Origin of the sequence: Methanobacterium sp. (assembly GCF_016217785.1) — an archaeon.
In the GTDB taxonomy this organism is placed as follows: Archaea; Methanobacteriota; Methanobacteria; order Methanobacteriales; family Methanobacteriaceae; genus Methanobacterium.
This window is the reverse complement of the sequence record NZ_JACRGA010000025.1, coordinates 112,358-135,667: the sequence shown is the minus strand read 5'-3', so window position 1 is coordinate 135,667 and position 23,310 is coordinate 112,358. Positions and strand designations below refer to the sequence as shown.

Annotated in this window: 23 protein-coding genes; 11 read left to right on the top strand and 12 right to left on the bottom strand. The window is 41.2% G+C overall.

The window, feature by feature from the left end:
• Positions 1-4 precede the first annotated feature (4 nt).
• Both HY987_RS09995 and albA read left to right on the top strand, forming a co-directional pair.
• Complete coding sequence (locus tag HY987_RS09995; protein ID WP_292758125.1) at positions 5-763, top strand: response regulator; 759 nt, start codon at positions 5-7, stop codon at positions 761-763.
• A 389-nt stretch (positions 764-1,152) separates the two neighbouring features.
• Positions 1,153-1,437 (top strand): DNA-binding protein Alba, encoded by a 285-nt coding sequence (gene albA, locus HY987_RS09990; RefSeq protein WP_292758123.1) that lies wholly within the window; start codon positions 1,153-1,155, stop codon positions 1,435-1,437.
• Between the two features lie 226 nt (positions 1,438-1,663).
• On the opposite strand, the gene HY987_RS09985 is transcribed toward albA, so the two are convergent.
• From HY987_RS09985 to HY987_RS09970, 4 genes are read right to left on the bottom strand one after another with little or no spacing between them, the layout of a single operon-like run.
• Entirely contained in the window at positions 1,664-2,911 is a 1,248-nt protein-coding gene (locus HY987_RS09985; protein WP_292758121.1) for a PQQ-binding-like beta-propeller repeat protein, read from the bottom strand.
• Between the two features lie 40 nt (positions 2,912-2,951).
• Positions 2,952-4,145 carry an ABC transporter permease gene (locus tag HY987_RS09980; RefSeq protein WP_292758119.1) on the bottom strand — a complete coding sequence of 398 codons (1,194 nt, stop codon included), beginning with the start codon at positions 4,143-4,145 and terminating at the stop codon, positions 2,952-2,954.
• The gene (locus tag HY987_RS09975; RefSeq protein ID WP_292758117.1) at positions 4,146-5,228 is read right to left on the bottom strand and encodes an ATP-binding cassette domain-containing protein; all 1,083 of its coding nucleotides are present in this window, start codon (positions 5,226-5,228) and stop codon (positions 4,146-4,148) included.
• 14 nt (positions 5,229-5,242) lie between these two features.
• The gene (locus HY987_RS09970; protein ID WP_292758115.1) at positions 5,243-5,752 is read right to left on the bottom strand and encodes a PadR family transcriptional regulator; all 510 of its coding nucleotides are present in this window, start codon (positions 5,750-5,752) and stop codon (positions 5,243-5,245) included.
• 226 nt (positions 5,753-5,978) lie between these two features.
• Between HY987_RS09970 and HY987_RS09965 the strand changes: the two genes are divergently transcribed.
• From HY987_RS09965 to HY987_RS09950, 4 genes are all read left to right on the top strand, one after another.
• Positions 5,979-6,737, top strand: a complete 759-nt coding sequence (locus HY987_RS09965; protein WP_292758113.1) for a sugar phosphate isomerase/epimerase — start codon at positions 5,979-5,981, stop codon at positions 6,735-6,737.
• Positions 6,738-6,768: 31 nt separating this feature from the next.
• Positions 6,769-7,872 carry a DUF362 domain-containing protein gene (locus HY987_RS09960; RefSeq protein WP_292758111.1) on the top strand — a complete coding sequence of 368 codons (1,104 nt, stop codon included), beginning with the start codon at positions 6,769-6,771 and terminating at the stop codon, positions 7,870-7,872.
• 234 nt (positions 7,873-8,106) lie between these two features.
• Positions 8,107-8,637 (top strand): DUF6790 family protein, encoded by a 531-nt coding sequence (locus HY987_RS09955; protein ID WP_292758109.1) that lies wholly within the window; start codon positions 8,107-8,109, stop codon positions 8,635-8,637.
• A gap of 30 nt (positions 8,638-8,667) precedes the next feature.
• Complete coding sequence (locus HY987_RS09950) at positions 8,668-9,288, top strand: TMEM175 family protein (RefSeq protein ID WP_292758107.1); 621 nt, start codon at positions 8,668-8,670, stop codon at positions 9,286-9,288.
• A 169-nt stretch (positions 9,289-9,457) separates the two neighbouring features.
• Here the strand turns inward: HY987_RS09950 and HY987_RS09945 are convergent, their stop codons facing one another.
• The 4 genes from HY987_RS09945 to ala all read right to left on the bottom strand — a co-directional run bounded on the left by HY987_RS09945 (position 9,458) and on the right by ala (position 12,482).
• On the bottom strand, positions 9,458-10,246 hold the full coding sequence (locus HY987_RS09945) for an HAD family hydrolase (RefSeq protein ID WP_292758105.1): 789 nt from the start codon (positions 10,244-10,246) through the stop codon (positions 9,458-9,460).
• Positions 10,247-10,365: 119 nt separating this feature from the next.
• Positions 10,366-10,998, bottom strand: coding sequence for a LysE family transporter (locus HY987_RS09940; RefSeq protein WP_292758103.1), 633 nt, complete (start codon positions 10,996-10,998; stop codon positions 10,366-10,368).
• Between the two features lie 233 nt (positions 10,999-11,231).
• Complete coding sequence (locus HY987_RS09935; RefSeq protein WP_292758101.1) at positions 11,232-11,396, bottom strand: hypothetical protein; 165 nt, start codon at positions 11,394-11,396, stop codon at positions 11,232-11,234.
• Positions 11,397-11,498: 102 nt separating this feature from the next.
• Complete coding sequence (gene ala / locus HY987_RS09930) at positions 11,499-12,482, bottom strand: alanine dehydrogenase (protein WP_292758099.1); 984 nt, start codon at positions 12,480-12,482, stop codon at positions 11,499-11,501.
• Between the two features lie 251 nt (positions 12,483-12,733).
• Here ala and HY987_RS09925 point away from each other — a divergent pair, with 251 nt between their 5' ends.
• From HY987_RS09925 to HY987_RS09910, 4 genes are all read left to right on the top strand, one after another.
• The gene (locus tag HY987_RS09925; protein ID WP_292758097.1) at positions 12,734-13,516 is read left to right on the top strand and encodes a heparan-alpha-glucosaminide N-acetyltransferase; all 783 of its coding nucleotides are present in this window, start codon (positions 12,734-12,736) and stop codon (positions 13,514-13,516) included.
• A 129-nt stretch (positions 13,517-13,645) separates the two neighbouring features.
• Entirely contained in the window at positions 13,646-14,281 is a 636-nt protein-coding gene (locus tag HY987_RS09920; protein ID WP_292758095.1) for a thioredoxin fold domain-containing protein, read from the top strand.
• A 217-nt stretch (positions 14,282-14,498) separates the two neighbouring features.
• A complete protein-coding gene (gatA, locus tag HY987_RS09915; protein WP_292758093.1) occupies positions 14,499-15,875 on the top strand; it encodes an Asp-tRNA(Asn)/Glu-tRNA(Gln) amidotransferase subunit GatA in 1,377 nt (458 codons plus the stop codon).
• Between the two features lie 179 nt (positions 15,876-16,054).
• Positions 16,055-17,569, top strand: a complete 1,515-nt coding sequence (locus tag HY987_RS09910) for an AAA family ATPase (protein ID WP_292758091.1) — start codon at positions 16,055-16,057, stop codon at positions 17,567-17,569.
• Positions 17,570-17,682: 113 nt separating this feature from the next.
• On the opposite strand, the gene ribB is transcribed toward HY987_RS09910, so the two are convergent.
• From ribB to sepS, 4 genes are all read right to left on the bottom strand, one after another.
• Positions 17,683-18,360 carry a 3,4-dihydroxy-2-butanone-4-phosphate synthase gene (ribB, locus tag HY987_RS09905; RefSeq protein WP_292758089.1) on the bottom strand — a complete coding sequence of 226 codons (678 nt, stop codon included), beginning with the start codon at positions 18,358-18,360 and terminating at the stop codon, positions 17,683-17,685.
• Positions 18,361-18,484: 124 nt separating this feature from the next.
• The gene (locus HY987_RS09900) at positions 18,485-18,859 is read right to left on the bottom strand and encodes a CTP-dependent riboflavin kinase (RefSeq protein ID WP_292758087.1); all 375 of its coding nucleotides are present in this window, start codon (positions 18,857-18,859) and stop codon (positions 18,485-18,487) included.
• 56 nt (positions 18,860-18,915) lie between these two features.
• Positions 18,916-19,572, bottom strand: coding sequence for an endonuclease V (locus HY987_RS09895; RefSeq protein ID WP_292758085.1), 657 nt, complete (start codon positions 19,570-19,572; stop codon positions 18,916-18,918).
• A 165-nt stretch (positions 19,573-19,737) separates the two neighbouring features.
• Positions 19,738-21,399 (bottom strand): O-phosphoserine--tRNA ligase, encoded by a 1,662-nt coding sequence (gene sepS / locus HY987_RS09890; protein ID WP_292758083.1) that lies wholly within the window; start codon positions 21,397-21,399, stop codon positions 19,738-19,740.
• A 131-nt stretch (positions 21,400-21,530) separates the two neighbouring features.
• Here sepS and tfrA point away from each other — a divergent pair, with 131 nt between their 5' ends.
• Positions 21,531-23,180 carry a fumarate reductase (CoM/CoB) subunit TfrA gene (gene tfrA / locus HY987_RS09885; RefSeq protein WP_292758081.1) on the top strand — a complete coding sequence of 550 codons (1,650 nt, stop codon included), beginning with the start codon at positions 21,531-21,533 and terminating at the stop codon, positions 23,178-23,180.
• Positions 23,181-23,310: the final 130 nt, after the last annotated feature.

The following is a 23,310-nucleotide window of genomic DNA, read 5'->3' as shown; positions in this document are numbered from 1 at the left end:
TGAAATGGCCAATATAAATATCCTGATAGTGGAAGATGAGAGGATAACCGCTGAAGACATGAAAAAAGCATTAATTAGTGTTGGTTTTAATGTGCCTGCCATTGTATCTTCGGGTGAAGAGGCTATTAAAGCATCTGAAGAGTTAAAAGTTGATCTGGTCCTCATGGACATCAAACTGGAAGGTGAAATGGATGGTATCCAGGCTGCCGAGAAGATCCGTTCCAAACTGGGAATTCCCATAATTTACCTAACGGCTTATTCTGATGAAAAAACAGTTCAAAGGGCCAAAATAACCGAGCCTTCTGGATTTATTCTCAAACAACCCTACGGATTTTTACGCAAACCATTCGAAGAAAGTGAACTCAATACTGCCATTGAAATAACCCTGTATCGGGATAGGCTGGAAAAAAGACTCCGAAAACATGATAAATGGTTAGGAGCAATGCTGAGAAGCATCAGTGATGGAGTAATTGCCACGGATTCACAGGGCCAAGTGAGATTCATGAATTCAATGGCTGAAGAATTAACAGGCTGGCTGGAGGAAGATGCTTTGGGTCATGATGTGCGAGATGTATTCAAACCCATGGATTACAAATTCCCCCAGGGTGAGAACATCCCCATGACAGAATCTCGTTTCAAAAAAGCCATTCTCCCCACCAAAGATGGAAGTAAATTGACAGTTGATGGTAGTGTGACCTTCATTAAAGACTTTGAAGATAATGTAGACGGCCTGGTGGTAATATTCCGTGCAATTGACTCGTAATCTTCGAATATTATTCATGTCCTCGTTGTTCCTGTTTCCGGAATTATTTGATTCAATGGAATATGATGATGGCCATCCATTAACCTCCTAAAAAGGTATTAATAAATGGTCAGGCACGATTTTTTAGTTTATTTCCCCATTTTTTTGTATGATGGTGTCAAGAGTTTGATCCCATTTGATGAACTGTCTTACAAAATAAAAAAATATTCTCAGTGTTGAATCCATATTATAAAATTTTACAGCTTTTTAACAGACATTCGTTTGATTTTAACATGCATTCACTTTTTGTAACGTTTCAAATTGCTTATTTCTTTAAAAAACTGTGTCATAAAATATATATAATATTAGGAACAGCTTAGAATCATAGTATATCAATGGAGGTTAAGTGAATGTCAGAGGAAAATGTGGTGTACATTGGAAACAAACCGGTAATGAACTATGTATTAGCTGTAGTAACACAGATGAACGGCGGTAGCAACGAAGTAATACTCAAAGCCAGAGGACGAGCCATTTCCAGAGCCGTGGATGTTGCAGAGATAGTCAGAAACAGATTCATAACTGATGTGGATATTGGAGGTATTGAAATATGCACAGAAGAGATTATGAATAATGAGGGAACCTCCACCAATGTTTCGGCCATTGAAATACAGCTTGCAAAGGATTTCAGTAAATAGTTTTTAAACCTCCTGTTTTCCTTTTTTTTATTATTAATTTAGTATTGTAGAGTTTTTTAAGAGAATAAGGAATAAGGCTCTATCCCTAGCTTAATCAATATAATTTTTTATTCAGTTAAATTGTGAAAATATTATTCGATTTTTTAATTATTCTAAAAAAAGAGTAACAGAAGATGATGAGATCTTCTGTGTTTTATCTTAAGAACCATATCTTAAGATTATTTTATTATTCCTTAGTTTTACGTCGGTTACGTACAGTTCTACCAATAAATAAAAGGGCGGCTATGATTACAATGCCTCCACCAATGTAGTAGACGTATACTGACATGGGCGCGGTTTTTTTGTCGTTGTTGAGGGCATACAGGGATCCATCATCTGCCCCAATGTAGATCATGTTTCCGTAGGTTGCTGGAGAAGACTGCATTGGCTGGTTAAGGATACCATAGCCAGGATTGTAGCTCCACTCTTCGTTACCGTTGTACTTGTTCACTATGTAAACTGTACCTCCGTCGGATCCAAATACTATTTTGTTATCGGTGATGGCGGCTGTGGTCTTCACCGCGCCACTGGCGGTGTAATTCCATTTTTCCACCCCGGTTCGGGTGTCCAAACACATCATCTTACCATTGTCAGCCCCTACAAAAAGGCTGTTGTCATTGGTGTCAACAGTTGGTGATGAGGCAACTGCTTTGCCCATATCGTAGTTCCACTTGAGTGTTCCATCAGAGGTACTAAGAGCGTATACTTTCCCATCGTCTGATCCAACGTAGACCATATCGTTCATCACTGCAGGGGATGATTCTACCTTATCTCCGGTGGTGTATTCCCATGTTTTATTCCCTGTGTTTATATTTAGAGCGTATACTTTCCCGTCATCTGATCCAACAAACAGTGTACTTCCAGAGATGGCTGGGGATGATTTGACTGAGCTACCTGTGTTGTATTCCCATACTTTGGTTCCGTTGTTTGTATCTATTGCATAAACCCGGCCATCATCAGAACCCACATATACCCGGTTACCCTGGACCAGTGGTGAGGATTCTATAGCGTTACCGGTTTTGTATTTCCACTTAACATCACCATTTTTGGTGTCTTGGGCGTAAAGGTATCCATCTGATGATCCTACGTAAAGAACGTCTCCAACCAGGGCAGGGGATGATATTATTGCTCCGTCAGTTTTGTAATCCCATAGTTTGGTGCCGTCTTCCATGTTAACTGCATATACATGGCCGTCGTTGGAACCAAAGTAGATTATTTTATTCATTATGGCCGGGGATGATTTTATAGCTCCCTGGGTGTTGAAATACCATACTGTAGGTGTGAAATCTGCGGCCTGGTCAATAAAACCGGTGTGCTGGGCATTTTCATGGAACGAACTCCAATCTGCACCTGCAACCGTCGCTACGCCCATTGGCGATGCCAGAAGGCATGTTATCATAAATCCGAGAAGCATCTGCTTTTTTCCAATATCCATTGTTATCACCTTATTACACATTCGTTAAGCTAAACTCTTCTTAAATGTCTCTGTTAAATCTGGTTACACCCATAGCGAAGAATAATAGGGTGAAACCTGCAAGTACGGCTATATCAATCCAAATATCACCCAAAGTTGCCCCTTTTAGCATAACTCCTCTTAATGCATCGTTAGCATAGGTTAAAGGCACCACATAGGCTATTTTTTGGAATATCCATGGCATGGTTTCCAGGGGGTAGAAAACTCCTGAAACGAACATCATGGGCATGGTGAAGGGCATCACCATCTGGGTGTAGTCTTCCTGAGTGGAGACCCTGGCAGAAACCATTATTCCGAAACCTACAAAGCACAATGCAGTAAGCACCAGGAGAAGTATGGTAAGTAACATACTACCGTTTATCGTAATTCCAAACAGTACTATTGCTGCAAAAATCAATACTATAGCTCTTGCTGTTTCTATGGTTAGTTTGGATATGATTTTACCTCCCACTACAGTGGCCACACTGGTGGGGGTCATGAACAATCGGGCCAGTTCTCCTCGTTCTCGTTCTCCAGCTAAGGCCTCTCCCATGCTGAACATGGCTCCCATCATGATGGTCATGGCCAGAACTGCTGGAACCAGGAAGTCAATGTACTTGATGTCACCGTAGATCTTGTTGATCTGGAAGTTTATGGAATTCATTATGTTCTGATAGTTAACTCCAGCCAGTGCCGATGTGGTTTGAACGCCCTGTGACTGTACTTGAACGGCTGTGGACTGATTATTCATTGCTTCCAATTTTTGAATCCCTATCTGGGCAGATATCTCGCTGAAAAGGCCCTGTGTCGCTGGTATCAGTGCCTGGGTGGCCATCTGATCCGAAGAGTCCACGTATACCACCACGGATTTGGCATTGGAACTGTTTAAATTTTCATAATCAGGGGGTAGTAATATGGCTGCTTTAACCTGACCGGATTCTACCATTTCTTTTCCCCTTTGAGGGTCATTTATGATATCCTTCACATTGTAAAAGGACGTCCCTTTAATGGCATTGAGGGTAGCATCGGTTACAGGACCATCGCTCTGTTTCACTATCACCACAGGAATATTTTCAATGGATCCTCCCATACCGTAACCGAAAAGGGCGATCATAAGTATGGGAAAGAGAATAATGGAAAACAAACGTGGTTTATGCCTCCATAGAACTATAAGGTCTTTTTTAAGCATCCACATGATTTTTTTAGTTTCAACCATCTAATCACCTCCCTCCCCTTCTTTTTTAACTTTTTTGGCAGTTACTTTCATGAAAACATCTTCTAAGGAGGGGTCTTTAGTTGAAATTGAGGTTATATTTCCACCAGTTTCCATTATTGTTGATATTACTTGGGTTACTGCATTTTCAGTGTTGGCTAATTTAAAACCAAGTCTTCCTGATGCATGAGTTTCAATGTCCAGGACGCATGGGATCTGGGATAATCTATTAACCAGCTCAATATCTGAGTTGGTCACCATTAAGCTCATTTCTCTTGCTTTATCCATTTCAGATTCTTTTACAGCATCCTTCAACTTACAGAAGGAAGGGTGGTCACTGGTCTCAGAGTCTTCCATTTCACGGACAATTTCCCCTATATTATTTTCAACAGATTCTTCCTGTGTAAGTACTGTGTCTTTGAGGCCCTGTGGGGTGTCAAAGGCAGCAAGTTTTCCTAAATTGATTATACCCACATGATCACAGAGCATATCCACTTCGTACATATCGTGGGAGCAGAGGATGATGGTGTGGCCGCTCTGGTTCAGTTCATCAATCAAATCCCATAACACACTCTTGGTGGTGGGATCCAGTCCAATGGTAGGCTCATCCAGAAACAGAATATCTGGCTGATGCACCAGGCTGGCAACTACCGATACTTTTTGTTTTTGCCCTCCGGACATCTGCTTAACCATCTTGTTTTCAGCGTACTTAATGTCCACCAGTTCCATCAATTCATCAATTCTCTGTTCCTTAAGGTCCCGGGGCATTCCGTAGTAATCTGCACATAATTCTGCATTTTCCCGTGCAGTGAGATCACCGTATAAGCTTACCAGTTGTGGTACCATCCCTATTTTTTGGCGAACTTGGTCTGGTGATTCAATAATATCGTATCCTGCTACTTTTGCTGTACCGGAAGTAGGGGGAATAAGACAGGTGAGCATTTTTATGGTAGTTGTTTTACCGGCACCATTAGGTCCTAAAAATCCGAATATACTTTTATTTTTAACTTTCAAGTCTAAAGCGTCAACTGCTTTAAAATCACCATATGTTTTGGTGAGATTAGAGGTTTCAATGGCATATTTCATACCGTTAACTCCTATTATTTTTTTATACACATTACGTCTTCTAGAAAATCTTCATAAAGGTTATTTTCACGGGCTTTAAAGAAATTTCTTATCTTTTCAAGGGTTTTAACACCTTCTGGGGTTATTTCGTAATATTTAACCTTTCTTTTCCCATGGTTTTCCCAAGTGCCCTTTATAAGGCCTTTCTTTTCAAGTTGGTGTAATTTGGGGTAGATGATGCTGGCGCTGGGCATCTTAATTTTATCACTAAATGGTGATGATTCATGGAGTTGGGTCATGATCTCATAACCATGCTGTCCCTTTTTACTGATAAGCCAGAGCATTATTATGGGGCCTGAACCTCGCATAACGCCTCTGACCAGTTTTTTTTCGAATTGATCCAAATTTCCAAATAAGTCCTGGCTATCCATTACAGCACGGTAGTAGCCACGCGATTTTTTAAATTCGATTTTTTCAAGTTCATCTGTGGGAATATTGTCCTTGGAATCTTCTGGGGGGTTATCTCTAATTAGCTCATCATCCATCCACTTCACACCTCTCCATCCTCATATTGATATATCAATTTTCGACATAGTTTAATTAGATATATCCACTTTCCATATAAAGGTTGGGGGGGGGTCACAGTAAAATCAACTAAAAAGTATACAAACAGGGTGTAAATCTTCTGATGGGAGAAGATCAATTAAAATGAAAACTGGTTATGAAATGAATTCGAAAAATATATCATAATTACTTTTAAAAATATTTAATATGAAAATTGGATTTTCAACTCTAGCTCTTTTCATGAATTCCTTTGAAGATTTTCTGGACAAAGCAACTGCTGATGGCTTTGATCTTATGGAAATACTCTGTGAAGGTCCTTATTGGCCCCGAAATATTCTCAGCCAGGGGGAAGAACTGGAAATATTCACGTCATATGATGTGGATGTTTTCCTGCATGCTCCCACCATAGACCTAAACCCTGCTAGCATGAACCCTGGTATTCGAGAGGAAACTCTTCGTCAGATTCGGGAAACAGTTGATTTAGCATCAAAAATAGGGGCAGAAGCCATAACCACTCATCCCGGGATGATACACAGATTAGAAGACAGAATCAGAGAAATGGGTAAATATTTTGCCATTGAAACTTTAAAAGAGGCAAATCAATACGCAGAAGATCGGGGTGTTATTTTATCGGTGGAAAACATGCCACATCGTTACGCTTACTTCTGTAACACAGCACAGGAACATTCTTACTTCCTGGATCAATGTGAATGTCATGCTACAGTAGATCTAGGTCATGCCAACACCACCAACCATCCTGCTTCATTTTTAGAACTTGAAAAAACCCATTACTATCATTTAAGTGATAATAATGGGGATAAAGATCAACACCTTGCCTTGGGTGATGGAACACTTGATCTGAACCTGATTAATGGCATTGACAGGGGAATCATTGAATTAGACAATTATGATAATGTTATAAAAAGCAGAAACGTCCTTATTGAACTAGAAAATAATAATATGTAATAGTAGTAAAAATAGGATATGGGGGTATTAGATGTCCAGTAAAGTGTATTTTTCCAATTTCCGCTCTCGAAACCAGGGAGAAAACAAAACCAGTAAAATAAAGCAGTTATTCGACATGGCCGGATTTCGAGAATTCATCCAGAAGGATGATCTAACTGCCATAAAACTTCACTTTGGAGAAAGGGGAAACGACACATATCTTAAACCGGTTCTGGTAAGTGCAGTTGTTGAAAAAATTTTGAATTCTCAGGCTAAACCTTTTCTAACTGATACCAACACGCTTTATTATGGGAGCCGTCATAATTCAGTCGACCACCTCCAGACAGCCATAAAAAACGGTTTCGCCTACGCAGTTACCGGGGCGCCGGTGATTGTTGCCGATGGAATCCGTGGAGATAACTGGATTCCAGTAGAGGTGGGCTTGAAACATTTCCAGAAAGTTAAAATTGCAGGAGATATAGAAAATTCAGATAGTATGCTGGTTTTATCCCACTTCAAGGGCCATGGCATGAGTGGTTTTGGAGGGGCGATTAAGAATCTGGCCATGGGATGCGCATCATCCCCGGGGAAAATTGAACAGCACAATTGTGCCCAACCCATCATAAGTGATAATTGCACCGGCTGCGGGACATGCATTGGGTCCTGTCCTTTATCCATTATGTCGCTTGTGGAAGGTAAAGCAGTGATAGATATGGAAAAATGTGTGGCCTGTAATAACTGTCTGGCCAACTGTCCTGAGTCAGCTATAGAACTTGATTTTAATTCATTATCCGAGTTCATGGAGCGAATGGTAGAATATGCCTATGGTGCGGTTAAAAGTAAAACGGGCAAAGTTGGTTACATTAACTTCCTCATGGACATTACCCCTGACTGTGACTGTGAAGCATTCAGTGATGCTCCCATTGTCCCGGACATTGGAATACTGGCATCCACGGATCCGGTGGCCCTGGATAGAGCAAGCTATGATCTGGTGAATCAGCAAGTGGGATTGGAAAACTCACTACTTGAACATCAACACCATAAAGGAGGCGATAAATTTAGAGGAGTGTGGGAAGGTGTTGATGGACGGGTATTGTTGGAATATGCAGAAGAAGTTGGACTGGGATTTGGAAAATATGAGTTAATAAATCTATAAAATTATAAAAAAATAAGATTTCTATAAAATATCCATAAAATATGTAATTGATATCATCAGGCCAGGGGATGTTTTACCCATAAACTGGCTGTTTATGGGGTGCAGAAAGTTCGTTTATAAATTTTTCCATTTTTCCCGCAGACCAAGGTATTAAATAAATGAGAATAAAACGCAAATATTAGAGTGTTAATTTTTTTATCTAAAATTAAAATCTAGATAAGAGAGGGGTTTTAAATGGATACAGCTTATACATGGCTGATACTGGGGATAATTGGTGCATTAATAATGCTTGGAATTCAATTTTATTCTAAACGAGTTTTAACCACCAAAAAAATAGTGGGAATTACTCTCCTATCCTTACTGGTTATCACAGTAGGATTTGGTTCCATTTGGGCTTCCATTGGACATTCATTCTTCGCCAATCAGGTGGCTTCATCCATTGGGTGGGCTCCGGGAAGTCCATTTCAACAGGAGGTGGCCTTTGCCAACCTGGCATTTGGGGTTCTGGGAATATTATGCATCTGGATCAGGGGTAATTTCTGGACAGCCACTGTCATAGGAGTTTCCATATTCCTCCTGGGAGATGCCCTGGGCCATATAAGCAACATCTTTGTCACTGGTAATTACGCCGCTGGAAATGCAGGGGCTGTTCTGGTTCTGGATATACTGGTACCACTACTTTTAATTGGTTTACTGGTGGCCTACCGGATCATGGAGGAAAGAGCAGTGCGCAGTGCCATTAAGAGTCTGGAACGATCATTATAACTAAAGAGTTTTTATAACGAGGTAAACCATTTGCAGAACAACGAAAAGACAATAGAATCCGTGGGGATCAGTGCCCGGCGCATAGAAACCCTTGTGGATGGTGTTTTCGCAATAGCAATGACCCTCCTGGTTCTAGGAATTGCAGTACCCTCCATAGCCAACCCCACTGAGGCCAGCCTTTATCAGGCCCTTTTGGACCTTCTACCTAATTTTTACAGTTATTTTATCAGTTTCGTTCTTCTGGCTGTTTTTTGGAGAATCAACCATGTCCAGTTCAACCGGATTAAAAGGGCAGATGACACTTTACTATGGATAATTGTCATCTGGCTACTTTTCGTGGCATTGGTTCCCTTTTCAGCATTCTTTGTAGGGGAATACGGGAATTTCCAGATTCCAAACATCTTCTTCGACCTGAACCTTTTTGCCATCGGATTTTTATTATTCCTAAACGGGCGTCATGCATTCAACCATGGATTGGTGGATGGTGTAGATGATGAAATGCGAAAATCAAGTTTAAGGGTTAATTTAATGTTACCAGTAATTTCTCTACTTGCACTGGGAATTACATTCCTCCCCTTTATGAAGGAATTGGGATATGGCTGGTCAAGTCTTGTTTATCTGATTATTCCTTTAATGAAACGTTACCAATAATTATTTGGGGGTAATTAATTTTTTAAGTAGGATTAATCAGTTCTAAAATGGTTAATAGGGTATTATGGGGCATTTATTAAAAACCATTAAAACAAATGATGGATTAAAATCAGAAAGCATAAATCGAATATCTATTAAAAATTGATATCTATTAAAAATCAATATCCAATTAAAAATTGATATCTAGAATTTCTTTAATATTACTAACCACCACGTCAGCAGCATCAAAAACTTTTTCAGGTGTTTCATCATCTTGCTGTGTGGTTAAAACGCCCACATCTGCCTCTTTAAGTGCCAGGATATCATTGGCACTGTTACCCACCATCATCACCTTGTATCGATTTTTAAGTCCGGCCACAATTTCCTTTTTTCTCCAAGAATCTGCAGTGCCGAAAACATTCTCCGAGGGAATGTGAATGAAACTGGCCAGTTCCTCCAGGGACTTCATACGGTCTCCTGAGGCCACGTAGATGTGGAAGGATCTTTTTTTGAGTTCTTCCACCACTCCTGAAACTTCCGGAAATATTTTACCCCCTGCAGTGATGGTGAATTCAATATGGCCACTACGGGTGTTCATTATGAAGCCAGATCCACTGCATATCTGCACGTTATAATCCTTTTCAACCACAGCTTGAATGGTATCCTGAATATCACTAATTTTAGCATTTTCATTTTTAATAAGGGTTAAAACATCTTCTTTTTTGATATCTGAAGATGCGTAACTTATATCGAAAGGCACGTTGTTACGCACTATGAATTGGTGAATGGTTTGATCTGGTCTGGCATTGACAAGACAAGTGGAAGGGTCTGTCTGAAGGACCACCAGGGCCCGGTGTGGATTTTTATCAACCAGGTCAATGGAACTGATGTGATCATGGATAAATCCACTATTAAGATCTTTAATAGCCCTGTACCTGGATATTAGGGTTCCGGAGTTATCGAAAACAACAGCTTTCATGTTTCTATAATATCTCCTCGTAACTTAAATAATTACAAATTTAACCAGAAAATTCACATTTCTAATTACTGTCAGGGGGTATAAAACCTAAAATAAAACTGATAAATATTACAGAATTTTCAGGCTATTAGGGTGGAGTAAATGAAATAAATTCCTAAAAGCACCAGGAAAACTCCACAAATCATCATCATGATCCGGTAACGGTTACCGGGGAGTACGCGCCTGCCTTTGCTGGTGAAAAAAGATACTAGGCTGTACCAGCCAAGATCTGCCCCCCAGTGGCCCACCAGAAAACTAAAGACTCCTATGATTCCTGCTAATTCTATTCCCTTGAGTAGGAAGGCCCAGCCCACAGTGGCCCACCAGAGATAGAAGTAAGGGTTGGTGATGCTGGTAACTATTCCGCTTAAAACTGATCCTCTTTTTTCAATTGGCTCTCCATCCCCTGGGATCTCTTCTGGCAATGGAGATCTAGCTATGCTATAGCCAATGTAGATGAGCATCACTCCTCCCACGCCTCCGATGATCATGGTTACCCACTGGGATCCAATAACCCAGCCCAAGCCCAGTATCAGGAGTATTATCAGGGTTGTCTCGGCAATGACATGTCCCAGAACTACCAGGGGCCCGGCTCGGGATCCCTTTTTAAGGGAATCAGATATGGTAACGGTTAACATGGGTCCCGGAACCATTGCACCCGACAAACCCACCCAGAAGGAGGCCGCTGCAAATAAAATAACTTCTATCCACATTTAAATCATTCAATTTGACCTTAAATCTTTTAGAATACAATTATTGGAATAATTCAAAGATAAAAATTCAAGGATTATGCTTCTTTTTCAAGACATAATTTATTTTTTTTTTAATCTTGTAATAATTGGATGATGTTGTATTCATTGCTTCATTGTAGTTAAGGTGTAACTTTGTACTATCTACTATTATCTCATAATTAGTGGAATAAATTATGAATAAAATAATAGTATGATTAGTAATTAGGCTGGTTCAGCACTTCTATGATCTGGGATAAATGCTGGTCTATATCTTCGATCTGGTCATCAGTCAGGGATCGGGTCCGGGATAAGAACTGGAAGCGTTCGTATACATGGCCCATTTTATTCAGGACTTCGCTTCGATTTACTTTCTGGTACATTCACATCACCAGAACTAGATTGAACTTTCAAACCTATATATCTTACCAAAAAGAAGGGTTAGGGTGGTTCAATCCCTGCAAACTAAAAAAAGAGATTATAATTTAACTCATGAAATTAAAATCTGTTCCCATTCCCTGTTCACGGGCCCGTCTGTAGATGAGTCCTGCAGTCACCACATCCTGAACTGCCAGACCAGTGGAGTCAAAAATGGTGATCTCATCACCTTCTCTACCAGTTTCCTTTCCAATAACCACATCTCCCAGTTTAGCATGGATATCCTTTCGTTTCAGAACATTCTGTGAGACTGGTACGTTGATCTCCCCACTGTGACTGGCCTGATCCCAGGAATCAATAATGATCTTTGACTTTAAAAGTAACCGGGTTTCCAGTTCCTGTTTACTGGGGGCATCGGCACCCATGGCGTTAATATGGGTTCCGGGGCTGATCCAGTCAACTTTAATCAGGGGCTTCCGTGAGGGGGTGGTGGTTACAACCACATCAACATTCTTTACAGCTTCTTCTGCAGTTTCAACTGCTTCCACATCAAAACCATAGAGCTTTGATGCTGTTTTAGCAAAATTGGTCCTGGTGCTGCAGGTTCTGCAGAAAACCTTTGCCTTTTTAATATCCATAACCTCGTTAAGGGCCATTAATTGGGTGCACGCCTGTTTACCCGCACCGATTATTCCCAGAGTCTCTGAATCTGGTCGGGCAAGGTATTTGGTGGCAACTCCTGCCGCTGCACCTGTCCGCATATCAGTTACCCAGGTTCCGTCCATAACTGCCATGGGAAAACCGGTCTCTGGATCTACCAGTTCTATGACTGCCATCACCGTGGGTAGCTGATGTTCGGTGGGGTTTTTGGGATGCACATTCACGCATTTAACTCCTGCCTCTTCATTGCTCCGCACGTAGCAGGGCATGATCCGCAGATCTCCTTCATGGAAAAATAAGTACTCTTTGGCTGGCATCTGCACATCACGCTGAGCGTAGGCCTTAAAAGCGGTTTCAACTGAATCAACAACTTCTTTCATGGTAATGAGTTCTTTAATCTCGCTTTGTTTTAGTAAAAGAGTTCCAGACATATTTGCACCTCTTAGATTAAATCATCAAATAAAAAATCAATTAAACACTCATAACTAATCATAGGTTTTTTTTATTGGGACTTACCCTGAAATTTTTATGATGACGGAAACATTTAACTTTAACTATTTGTGCATATAAGAACACTTTTTAGGAAATAAAGGTGGCATAGGGATTTTAATAAGCTCCACAACATAAAAGCAGATAGAAACTCACTACACCCAGTATTTACCATTAAAATGTTAAAGGGAAAATGAATGATTTAAACAAACGTTTCTGGGAAATAGACGTCCTTCGCGGTCTAGCAATACTGATGATGGTAACATATCATCTGGTATTTGATCTTACTTACTTTGGAGTGTTTCCATTTAACGTTTCATCGGGTGTTTGGTGGTGGTTCGCCAGGCTAACTGCCTTCATATTCCTGTTCCTGGTGGGAATTTCCCTTACCCTGAGTTACTCCCGAGCCGAATTAATGGGGCAAAAACAGGAAAAAAAGAATATTTTCCCAAAATATCTCAAAAGAGGAGGTAAAATATTTTTCCTGGGCTTATTAGTTACTCTGGCAACATGGATTTTCATACCTGGGGATTTTATAGTTTTCGGAGTCCTGCATTTTATTGGAATAGCAATAATCCTGGAATATCCATTTTTAAACAAAAAATACCTTAACCTAGTTCTTGGAATTATCTTCATAATCACAGGTTTCATTCTGGCACAGTTCACAGTCACCTATCCCTGGCTTTTATGGTTGGGCTTGAAACCCGCAGGATTCATCACCGTGGATTACTTCCCATTGATCCCATGGTTGGGAGTGGTTTCTTTGGGTCTTTTTGCAGGAAAAATACTTTATCATGATTATAAAAGAAGATTTCACCTGATTGACCTTTCACAAAATCCATTTACCCGGATGTTCAGCTTTTTAGGACAACACTCACTGCTGATCTATTTACTACACCAGCCACTTCTCATAATGATACTGTACTTTATGGGTGTTCTGGACCTGGGAAATTTATTTCATTTTATAAATGCATAATTAAAGACATGTATCTGGGAATTAGGAAAATGATGGGGAGTCGAAATTATAATTATTAGATTTAGATATTTAGGAATACATTTTAGGAATTAGGTTGTCTAATAAATATAATCAAGGGGAGGGGTCCCTATGCCCTATTTGATCTGTGAAGATTGTGGAAATTACTATGAGCTGAAAGAAGGCGAATCCTCCGAAGACTTCCAACTGGAATGTGATTGTGGGGGTGAGTTAGAGTACTATCCCACTAAATACGATTACTATAAAAAACACAGAATAAACCAGGGTTCTGTTGAAGAATCGGCTAAAAAATCTCCCAAAAACAAAGAAAAGATAACTGAAGGATTTTTTAGTAATTTAGATGCCCAGTCAAAGGGTTTCATGTTAGTAGGTGTATTGGGGGTAATTATTTTAATCCTATTATTTGGTTCATCAGGGATGATCTCTTCCATTAGTCCTTCCTACTTGGATGTAATGCCTCCTGAAATTCAGGCAGCCAATGCCCCTGTACTGGTGATTCTGTATGCTCCGAGATGTTCAGCCTGCCAGAAATTCGATTCAGAAACCCTAACCAACCCTGATATCCAGCAAAAGATATCCTCATATTCAGTTATGAGAATAAACGTTGATACCAACCCGGAACAGGCCAATCATTTCAATTCCAATGTCATTCCCACCATGGTGCTTCTTGATCCCAAGGGTAAAGAAATTCGCCGGAATGTTGGTTACATGACTGCCACCGAGCTTATAAATTTTTTAAAAACATAGAACAATGCAGTATTTAAAAAATATTGAAAAAATGATTTTTAAGGAAATAAGATTCAATTTTCAGGAAATAAGATTCAGATTAAATCTCATTTTCTCCCCTTACAGAAAGTGTAAATATCCACATCAATGGTAAATATAATAAGATTCATTTTCTAAATCAAAGGATGGTAATGATTAAACTGCACATAGATTCGCTACTCACGCATTAGGTGGGAATATGAATATTTTGGAAAAATCACAATCAATCAAGAATCATGAATTAACTTCAGAAGAGAACCTGGAAACCTTCATAAAACAAATCGGAAAGGATAATCCTAATATAAGGGCATTTGTTGAACTTAATTTTGATGAAGCCCGGGAAAGGGCAAATGCAATTGATGATAAGATAAAAAATGGTCAGAAAGTTGGAAAACTGGCCGGTATGGTAGTGGGAATCAAGAGCAACATCAATGTGGAAGACTTCCACATCACCGCTGCCTCTCCTACCCTGGAAAACTATCTGGGAAGTTACGATGCCACAGTTGTCCGGCGTATAAAATCAGAGGATGGAATTATAGTGGGAATGACCAACATGGATGAATTCGCTGCTGGAAGTTCCACTGAAACATCCTTCTTCGGACACACAGATAACCCCGCAGCCCCGGGCCGCATACCTGGAGGATCCAGTGGGGGCAGTGCAGCAGCAGTGGCCGCTGGGATGTGTGACCTGGCACTGGGCTCAGATACCGGGGGATCCATACGTAACCCGGCATCACACTGTGGGGTGATGGGATTCAAACCAACCTACGGTGCAGTGAGCAGGCAGGGACTTCTGGATCTGGCCATGAGTTTTGACCAGATCGGACCATTCTCCACTGACGTCAGTGGTGTGGCTCTCATGCTGGAAGTTATTGCCGGTGAAGACCGACGGGAGTGTACTACCATGGACTGGGAAGTACCTGAATTCACATCTTCCATCACAGATCCTGAAAATGCACTTAAAGGTATGAAGCTGGGTGTAGTGAAGGAATTCTTTGATGTCTCTGATGAGGCTATCGTTAATATTATTGAAGATCGCATCAACCAAATGCAAGAGGCAGGGGCTGAAGTAGTGGAATTAAACTTCGATTATCTCAAATTATGCCTACCTACCTACTACCTCATAAACTACGTGGAATTCTTCTCAGCCACCAGAAAATATGATGGTCGAAAGTACGGAGAACGCATCGAAGAAGTCTGTGGAGAAGAGGTACTGCGCAGGATACAGATGGGATCATACATCAGCCAGAAAGAATTCAGTGGCAAGTACTACAAAAAAGCATTACAGGCCCGATCACTCATTAGAAAAGAAATCACCGGACTATTAAAAGATGTAGATGCACTGGTGGGACCCACAGTACCAAAACTACCTCATAAATTGGGCACCTCACTGGAGCCAATGGAAATGTACGCCTATGATATCCTGACGGTTATAGCCAACCTGGCAGGAATACCTGCAGCCAGCACACCCGCAGGAGATGTAAAAGGAATACCCGTAGGAATGCAGTTCCAGGCAAAACCCCTGGATGATGAGAAGATAATGCAACTGATGGCGGCCCAGGAAGGCTTGAACTAAGTTCTTCCCAATTATTTTTATTTTTTTATTTCCAACCCCGGTTATTATCCAATTAAATGTTTAACAATCAATTAGATAATTGAATCAATAGTCAAATAAATCAAATAGAATTCATAATTAAAGGTTTCAATTAAAGAATAGAACATTCAATTAAAAAATTAACCCAGTCGTGGATCCCAATGAAAAAAATAGGCATCCTGTATGTTAAAGGATCACTACCCAATTTCGAGGACTTTGGAAAACTCCCCACCCATCTATTAAAGGACAATGGGGTGGTCAATGGGGAAAAAGCTCATGAAGTCTTAGATGGTCTGATAATTCCCGGGGGGAGTATCATAGAATCAGAAAGCATCACTCCAGAAGTGGCCAGTGTCATTAGAAAAATGGATGCTCAGGGTAAGTTCATACTGGGAATGTGTTCCGGGTTCCAGGTACTGGCACATAAAACTGACATAGGCCGGAAATCTCCCTGTCCAGTGGAACGAGAAGGACTGGGAATACTGGATGTCACATTCCACCCCCTCATTGGAACTGACCGGGTGGAAACAGAAGTAACTGATGAATCCTTCCTCACCAATGGAATGGTGGGTGAAACAATTACCGGTTTCCACTGCCACACCTATGGTGATATAAGGGGAGATGCACCACCCATACTCTTTTCACGGGTTAAAAGAACAGATTACACAGATAATCCTCGTGAAATACTCTCCGGTGTTCGTAATGATGAAGGTAACGTGGTGGGAACCATGATTCACGGATCACTGGATGAAAACCCCTCCCTGACAGGCAACATTCTCCAGTACCTGGATGCTGGTGAAGAAGAAATCCCGGAGATTCACCAGGCTAACCAGGAGCTCCTGAAGAAAATCAGGGGAGAAATAGGAATTGGATTGGATATTTATTCCGATTATAGGATACCCATTACTAAAAATAACCAAAAAAGTAATCAAATCCCTCCATTCCTTATGATTGCCAGCACAGGCTCTGACTCAGGGAAAACCTTCCTCACCACTGGAATTGTAGGGGCTCTTCGACGGAAAGGATACAGAGTGGGAGTTTTAAAAGTTGGTCCGGATACAAGAGACATTGTACCATCCCTTTACCTCAACAAAGAAAAAATGGTCAATTTTTCCTCCATAAAAATAGGAGGACTGGGCTGGAAAGACTTGGAAGAAATAATCAAGGGATTAAAAGGCCAGCACTATGATCTTATCTTGATTGAAGGTGTTATGAGCATATTCACCGGTTTACTAAACGAAAAAATACCCTTCTCAGCAGCGGAAATAGCCCGGGCGGGTAACATCCCCACAATACTGGTATCTGGATGTAATAAGGGGGGTATTGAAACAGCAGCACTGGATCTGGCCTCACATCTGGAGATGATGCAGAAAATGGGTATAAAAACCACCGGAGCCATCCTGAACAAGGTATATCACCAGCAAATAGCGGAAAATGCATCAAATTACATTAAAAAAACCACAGGACTGGATTGGGTGGTCCGGGTTCCCAAAGCTCAGCTGGCAGCACGGGGTGGAACTCCCGAGGTGGAGATAAAACTGGAGGATTTCTGCCTGAAAGCCATGGAAACAGTTGAAAAACACCTCGATGTGGCAGAAATCCTGAAAATGGCTCAAAAACCAGAATTCACTGGTTACATCTCTTATGATGAAATTCTGGATGTTTATTTATCTTAAACTGTTTATTCATCCTTATATTTACTTAACTTCAAAATAAACAATCTGGATAAGAATTTAATGAATTAAAAAGTTAATAGAAAAAGGAAGAAGTAAAGCCAGAAACCCTGAGTTTAAAGACCTTTAAACTCGTGGTAGGCTTCAATTAACTCGGCTCCACTTAAAAACACTAAGTCATTCTTTTTAGCGTACACACCCACTTTATCGGTGTTCATTGAACCACCGGTTTCATCATCCATCATTTCACAGCAAACCGCCACCTGGATGGTGCCGGCCATCTCAGCCAGGGCAATGCTCATCTCAGTATGACCTCTCCTTTTTAGAACATGGTCTTTAGCAGCTCTAAGTAGGGTTACGTGTCCTGGAGCACGGAAGTATTTACCGAAATCCTGGAAATTTCCATTTTTACACAATAATCCCAGTTCCTTAATGGTGCAGGCACGGTCATTGTCGGTAATACCTGTGAAGGTCTTCCTGTGGTTCACGGTTATGGAGAAAGCTGATTTTTCATCATATGGAATGTCATTGGGTGTTAATTCGGCGAGAACTGGGTATTCGGTGCTGGCTGCATCCATCATATCAGTCATGAAGGGAATTCCCAGACTGTCGGAGATTTCAGAGGATATGGGAACGCAGAAAAGACCACCGGCATCGTTCCTAATGGTGGTCATGTGCTGGGGGGTCATGAACTCCGCAGCCACAATCATGTCAGTTTCTCGCTCCCGGTTGTCATCGTCAAATATTAAAACTATTTCTCCCTTTTTAAATGATTCTATGGCTTTTTTTATCATGTGATCACTGATTAGATTTTTTTTTTGATAATAGATTTTTAGTAGTTTAGTTAACAATTGTTTTATAAGTTAAACATTTTTACATTCATATAGTTCATTTTATTTAAAAACAAAAAAATGATCTTCAATCTATTTTTAAGGTGGCCTCATCTCCATCCTCAAGTTTCAGAGTAATCCGAAGATTTTCCTTGGCAACGAATTCTAAAATTTCTGGAGAGTGTTCAGTCTTAACTGGGAACAGAATAGCTCCATTTACTATTCCATTAAGTTGGGCTGGGAGAAATTTAACATCCCCATAATTACCAGTCCCCTTGATGACTCCCATCTTATCCTGCATATTGGATATGTTGCCCGCGTTTTCCGGAGAGATTTTCAGGTTAAGAGTACCTGGAAATGGTTCAAATTTAAGTTTTTTCCTAAACTCCTCCTTGTAAACCTCTAAAGACATAAAATAACTGCCTTTATGAGTTCCAGAGATGATTTTACCGGTGATTTCCATATGAACTTCCTTTGATTTCGTTTAATTATTTTCAGTTATTAGATTATTATGTATGATTAATTATCCTTCAATTCCTGTTTGAAAGTTTCTGTTGCCAGCACATGGGCTTGCCTAATTGGTTCAGGGGTTTTGAAAACGCTGGTCATTTTCACAATATCTAATGCACTCTTTAGGGAGATTTTATGACCAACACTCACATATTTTCCCTTAAAAAAGGCCCCAAGCACGTGATTATTTTCTTTTATCAGTTGAAATTCATCACTGGCGTGGTGTTTTTGGGTGGCTACGTTTATATACCTTTCATCAATTAACCTTTTTGCCACACCTATGCTGGGAACATCCATGAGCACACCCACATGGGAAGCCAGTCCAAATCCACGGGGATGCATAACACCATGACCGTTAACCATTAAAACATCAAAATCATGTTTTAAAGTATTCAAAACAGATATAACTGGATCAGTCTCCCTCATGCCAAGGAAACCAGGGATGTATGGGAAAAATAGTTCCACTAACAGAGTTCCTTTCTCCAGTATCTCCAGACATTCCAGTTGCAACACCACTACCGCGGCAACTGCTTTATTATCAACTGAAAAGGAAACATCTACCCCAGCCACTGCATCCAACTTACTGAAACAGTCCTCTTCCAATACTTTATCTGCCAAGGAGTACTGTATGTTGGCTAGTTGCTGGGTCAGGTTGTAAGAACACATTATAACTAATAAATAACTCCTATTTTGTTAATTTACCGTTAGATGAAAATTTATCCACTTTGTAATACTTATATAACCTTAATAGACTTTTTCCCAATAACCGGTTAATAACTTTATTCTGAAACTGTCAATAATGTTATTTCCTAACCCTAAGTCAACAATGGGTTATTCTTTAATTTCTCCAGTTATAGTGCAGAATATCGGGCCTCGAATGTCTATAACTTTGTTTCTGCTGTTTATGTAGCGCATGGCCAGTTCATCCAGTTTAAGGTTGATATCAGAGGGAGATTTAGCTATGGTAGTACGTAACTTAATCTGTTCTTCTCCACTTACCACCATTTCCTCTATGCGGTAGGCTGCCTGGGCTGCCACACCACTCATGTAACTGATGCCGGTGGGTATGCCCTTTTTAAGGGCTTGAATAGCCAGATCATCCATTATCTCCTTTCCCAGATTTCCCAGAATCTCATCTGCAACATCATCCGGGGACTGGAAACGTTCCATCTGCGCTGGCTGGGGTACACCAACAATATTCCCATCATAAACATGCACACGATTCCAGCTGGCCGGTCCCAGTAGTTTTGTTCCTGCTTCTGGCTCTATGATCTTAACTTCAATATTCTTACCCATAAATTCTCCCTGGAAGGCGGTGAATTCGCAGGGTGAGCTGATGTCACTGTGTTCAATGGCGGTGCGGGTTATGGATTCCATCAGCTTTTGCCCATCATCAGTCACCGGGTACAGGTTCATATGGAGCATTGATGCCATTTCCCGGTCACTGAGACCCCATTTCCCATAGGTATGGGGATAAACCATCTCTCGGATATCCTCGTAACCACCGAGGATCATGGCAATCCTCTCGGCACCCACTCCCAGATTCATGACTTCCTGGTCAATACCGTACTTAGCCAGGGCAATGGGGGAGTACAAACCGAAGGTGGCTACTTCCACCCATTCTTTCAGTTTAGGATGATATCCGTAAACCTCGGTCTGGGTCCCGGGGATGTAGTACTTTGATTTCTTCTCATCCGGCAGGAATTTGAACTTCTGAAATCCGAAGTACTCCAACAGACTCTCAGAAACTGCCATTCCCATATCAAGGGATACCTCATCATCCATCCAGACACATGAAGCTGAATGGTAGGTCATAAGGTGGCTTGAATCTTCCCTTTGTTCACGACGGAAGCACCGGTCAATTGAAAACAACTTAACCGGTAGGGGGCTGTTTTGATGTAGGGCGTTCAGGGTTATGAACCATCCGGAGGTCATATGTGAACGTAAAGTGGTTTTACTGGAGATTGGTGTCAGTTCTTTGAGTTCAGGGAAGACCCTTTCCAGAACTCGCAGTCCGGTTTCATCGGCCACATCAAGGGCAATGGAAACATCATGAACCAAGTCATCACCACTGGTATCACCCTTTTTATAGCTTCTGAAAACCTCTTTAATCCCCTTGATTTTGTCTTCATTGAGTAAAACACCCATTCTCTCAATCTGGCCGATTTTATCCATACTGATCCCTATATCTGGGCGGGGAAGTCCTGCCAGGTAGAAGCAACGGTCCAGAACTGCAGGGGCTTCTGGTCCGAACTGACGGTAAACATGATCTTTTTCAATGAACAGGGGGTTGATGGTTTCCTGGAAGCCAAGTAGAAGGTAGGCCTGTCTGAGCTGGGCCATAGTATCAGAAAGTGGATGGGTTCTCCCTGGTTGGAAGTGCAGGCGGGGATATTCCTCATCATGATGGGGATTTTTCAAGTTTTTACCTGTTTCCACCCAGGCCTTTTCAAAATCCCTCTTCGCCAGTTTCAGTATCTCCTTTTTCTTCACTGCACATCCTCCCATGGGTTAAAGATAATATTGAAAATTGTATTTACCATATTTTTATATTTAATCATACCCTTAAACTTCTCTCCACTCTACTTAAAAAACTTAAATAAAAAGGGATTCAATTTCATAATATGGAAAGGGAGACTTACCAGACAGATGTATTGGTCATTGGATCCGGAGGAGCCGGGTGTAGAGCAGCCATCGAAGCAAAAAAATATGGTTTAGATGTAATTATAGTTTCAAAGGGATTATCATTCAAATCAGGGTGCACCACCCTGGCAGAGGGGGGTTACAATGCTGCTTTTGCCTATGTGGATGTCGCTGATAGCACCCAGGTCCATCTGGAGGACACACTTAAAGGAGGGGGATACCTCAACGATCCAGAACTGGCACGTATCCTGGTGGAAGAAGCACCAGGCCGACTCACAGAACTGGAAAGCTACGGTGCCCTATTTGACCGTCAGGAATCAGGAAAACTAAATCAAAGACCCTTTGGGGGTCAGACATATCGGAGGACCTGCTTCCAGGGGGATCGTACCGGCCATGAAATGATGACTGCCCTTAAAGAGGAGGTTATCCGGCAGGATATCCAGACAGTGGATGAAGTCATGATCACCACGCTCTTACAGGATACTGAAGGTAGGATTGGGGGGGCCTGTGGAGTATCATTATCTGATACGCATTTTTTAACCTTCCTGGCTAAATCCACCATTGTAACCACCGGTGGAGCTGGTTGGATATATCCTGTAACTTCAAATGCCCTGCAAAAAACCGGGGATGGATATGCGATGGCTTGGAAGGTTGGAGCTGATCTTCTGGATATGGAACAGGTCCAGTTCCACCCCACTGGCATGCTGTACCCGGACTCCCGCCGGGGAGTTCTAGTGACTGAAGCTGTTCGTGGTGAAGGAGGAAGACTAATAAACTCCCAGGGTGAACGGTTCATGACGGGCTACGACTCCCGCGGAGAACTCGCCACACGGGACGTGGTAGCTCGGGCTATTTACAATGAAATAATGGAAGGAAGAGGCACCCCTAATGGTGGGGTCTACCTGGATGTAACCCACCTTCCTCCAGAGGTAATTGAAGAAAAACTGGAAACCATGCTCCTGCAATTCCAGGACGTGGGAGTGGACATCAGGAAAGAGCCCATGGAAGTGGCACCCACTGCCCATCACTTCATGGGAGGGGCCAGGATAAACCCAAACTGTGAAACTAACATTCCCAACCTTTATGTGGCAGGAGAAGCTGCTGGTGGCGTTCATGGTGCTAATCGTCTTGGTGGGAACGCACTAGCCGAAACCCAGGTTTTCGGAAGACGGGCTGGAAAATCAGCCGCTAAAAACGTGCCAAAATCCCACTTCAAACTGAACCCTATCTACTTGGAAATGGAAGAGGAAAGAATTAAAAACCTATTCAAAGAAGGGGATTACTATCCATTCCAGTTAAAAAAAGAGTTACAGGAAGTTATGTGGAACAATGTGGCCATCATCCGCCGGGAAGAAGGTCTTAGATTAGCATTAAAGAATATAACTGCTATTAAAGATAAAATGGAAAGAATGATGGTGCCTGTGGGTAGTGGCTATAACCAACACCTCCAAGATGCCCTGGAACTGGAGAACATGGTTTTAATAGCAGGATTAGTTACTAAATCAGCCTTAATACGAGATGAAAGTCGTGGAGCCCACTATCGTGCTGATTATCCTGATAGAAGGGATGAATGCAAGAAGAGTATTATTTTAAATAAAAATAATAAAAATGAGGGATATTTGCAGCGGTGATGTTGTGAATATTGTCTGTACTGGTTTTTTTGGCCAGTACCACTCCTATTTCTATTTATTAATCCCTATTTAATTAATTCTACATTCCCTTATTTTTCAAATGGTATTATTTTTCAGGGGATAATTTCTT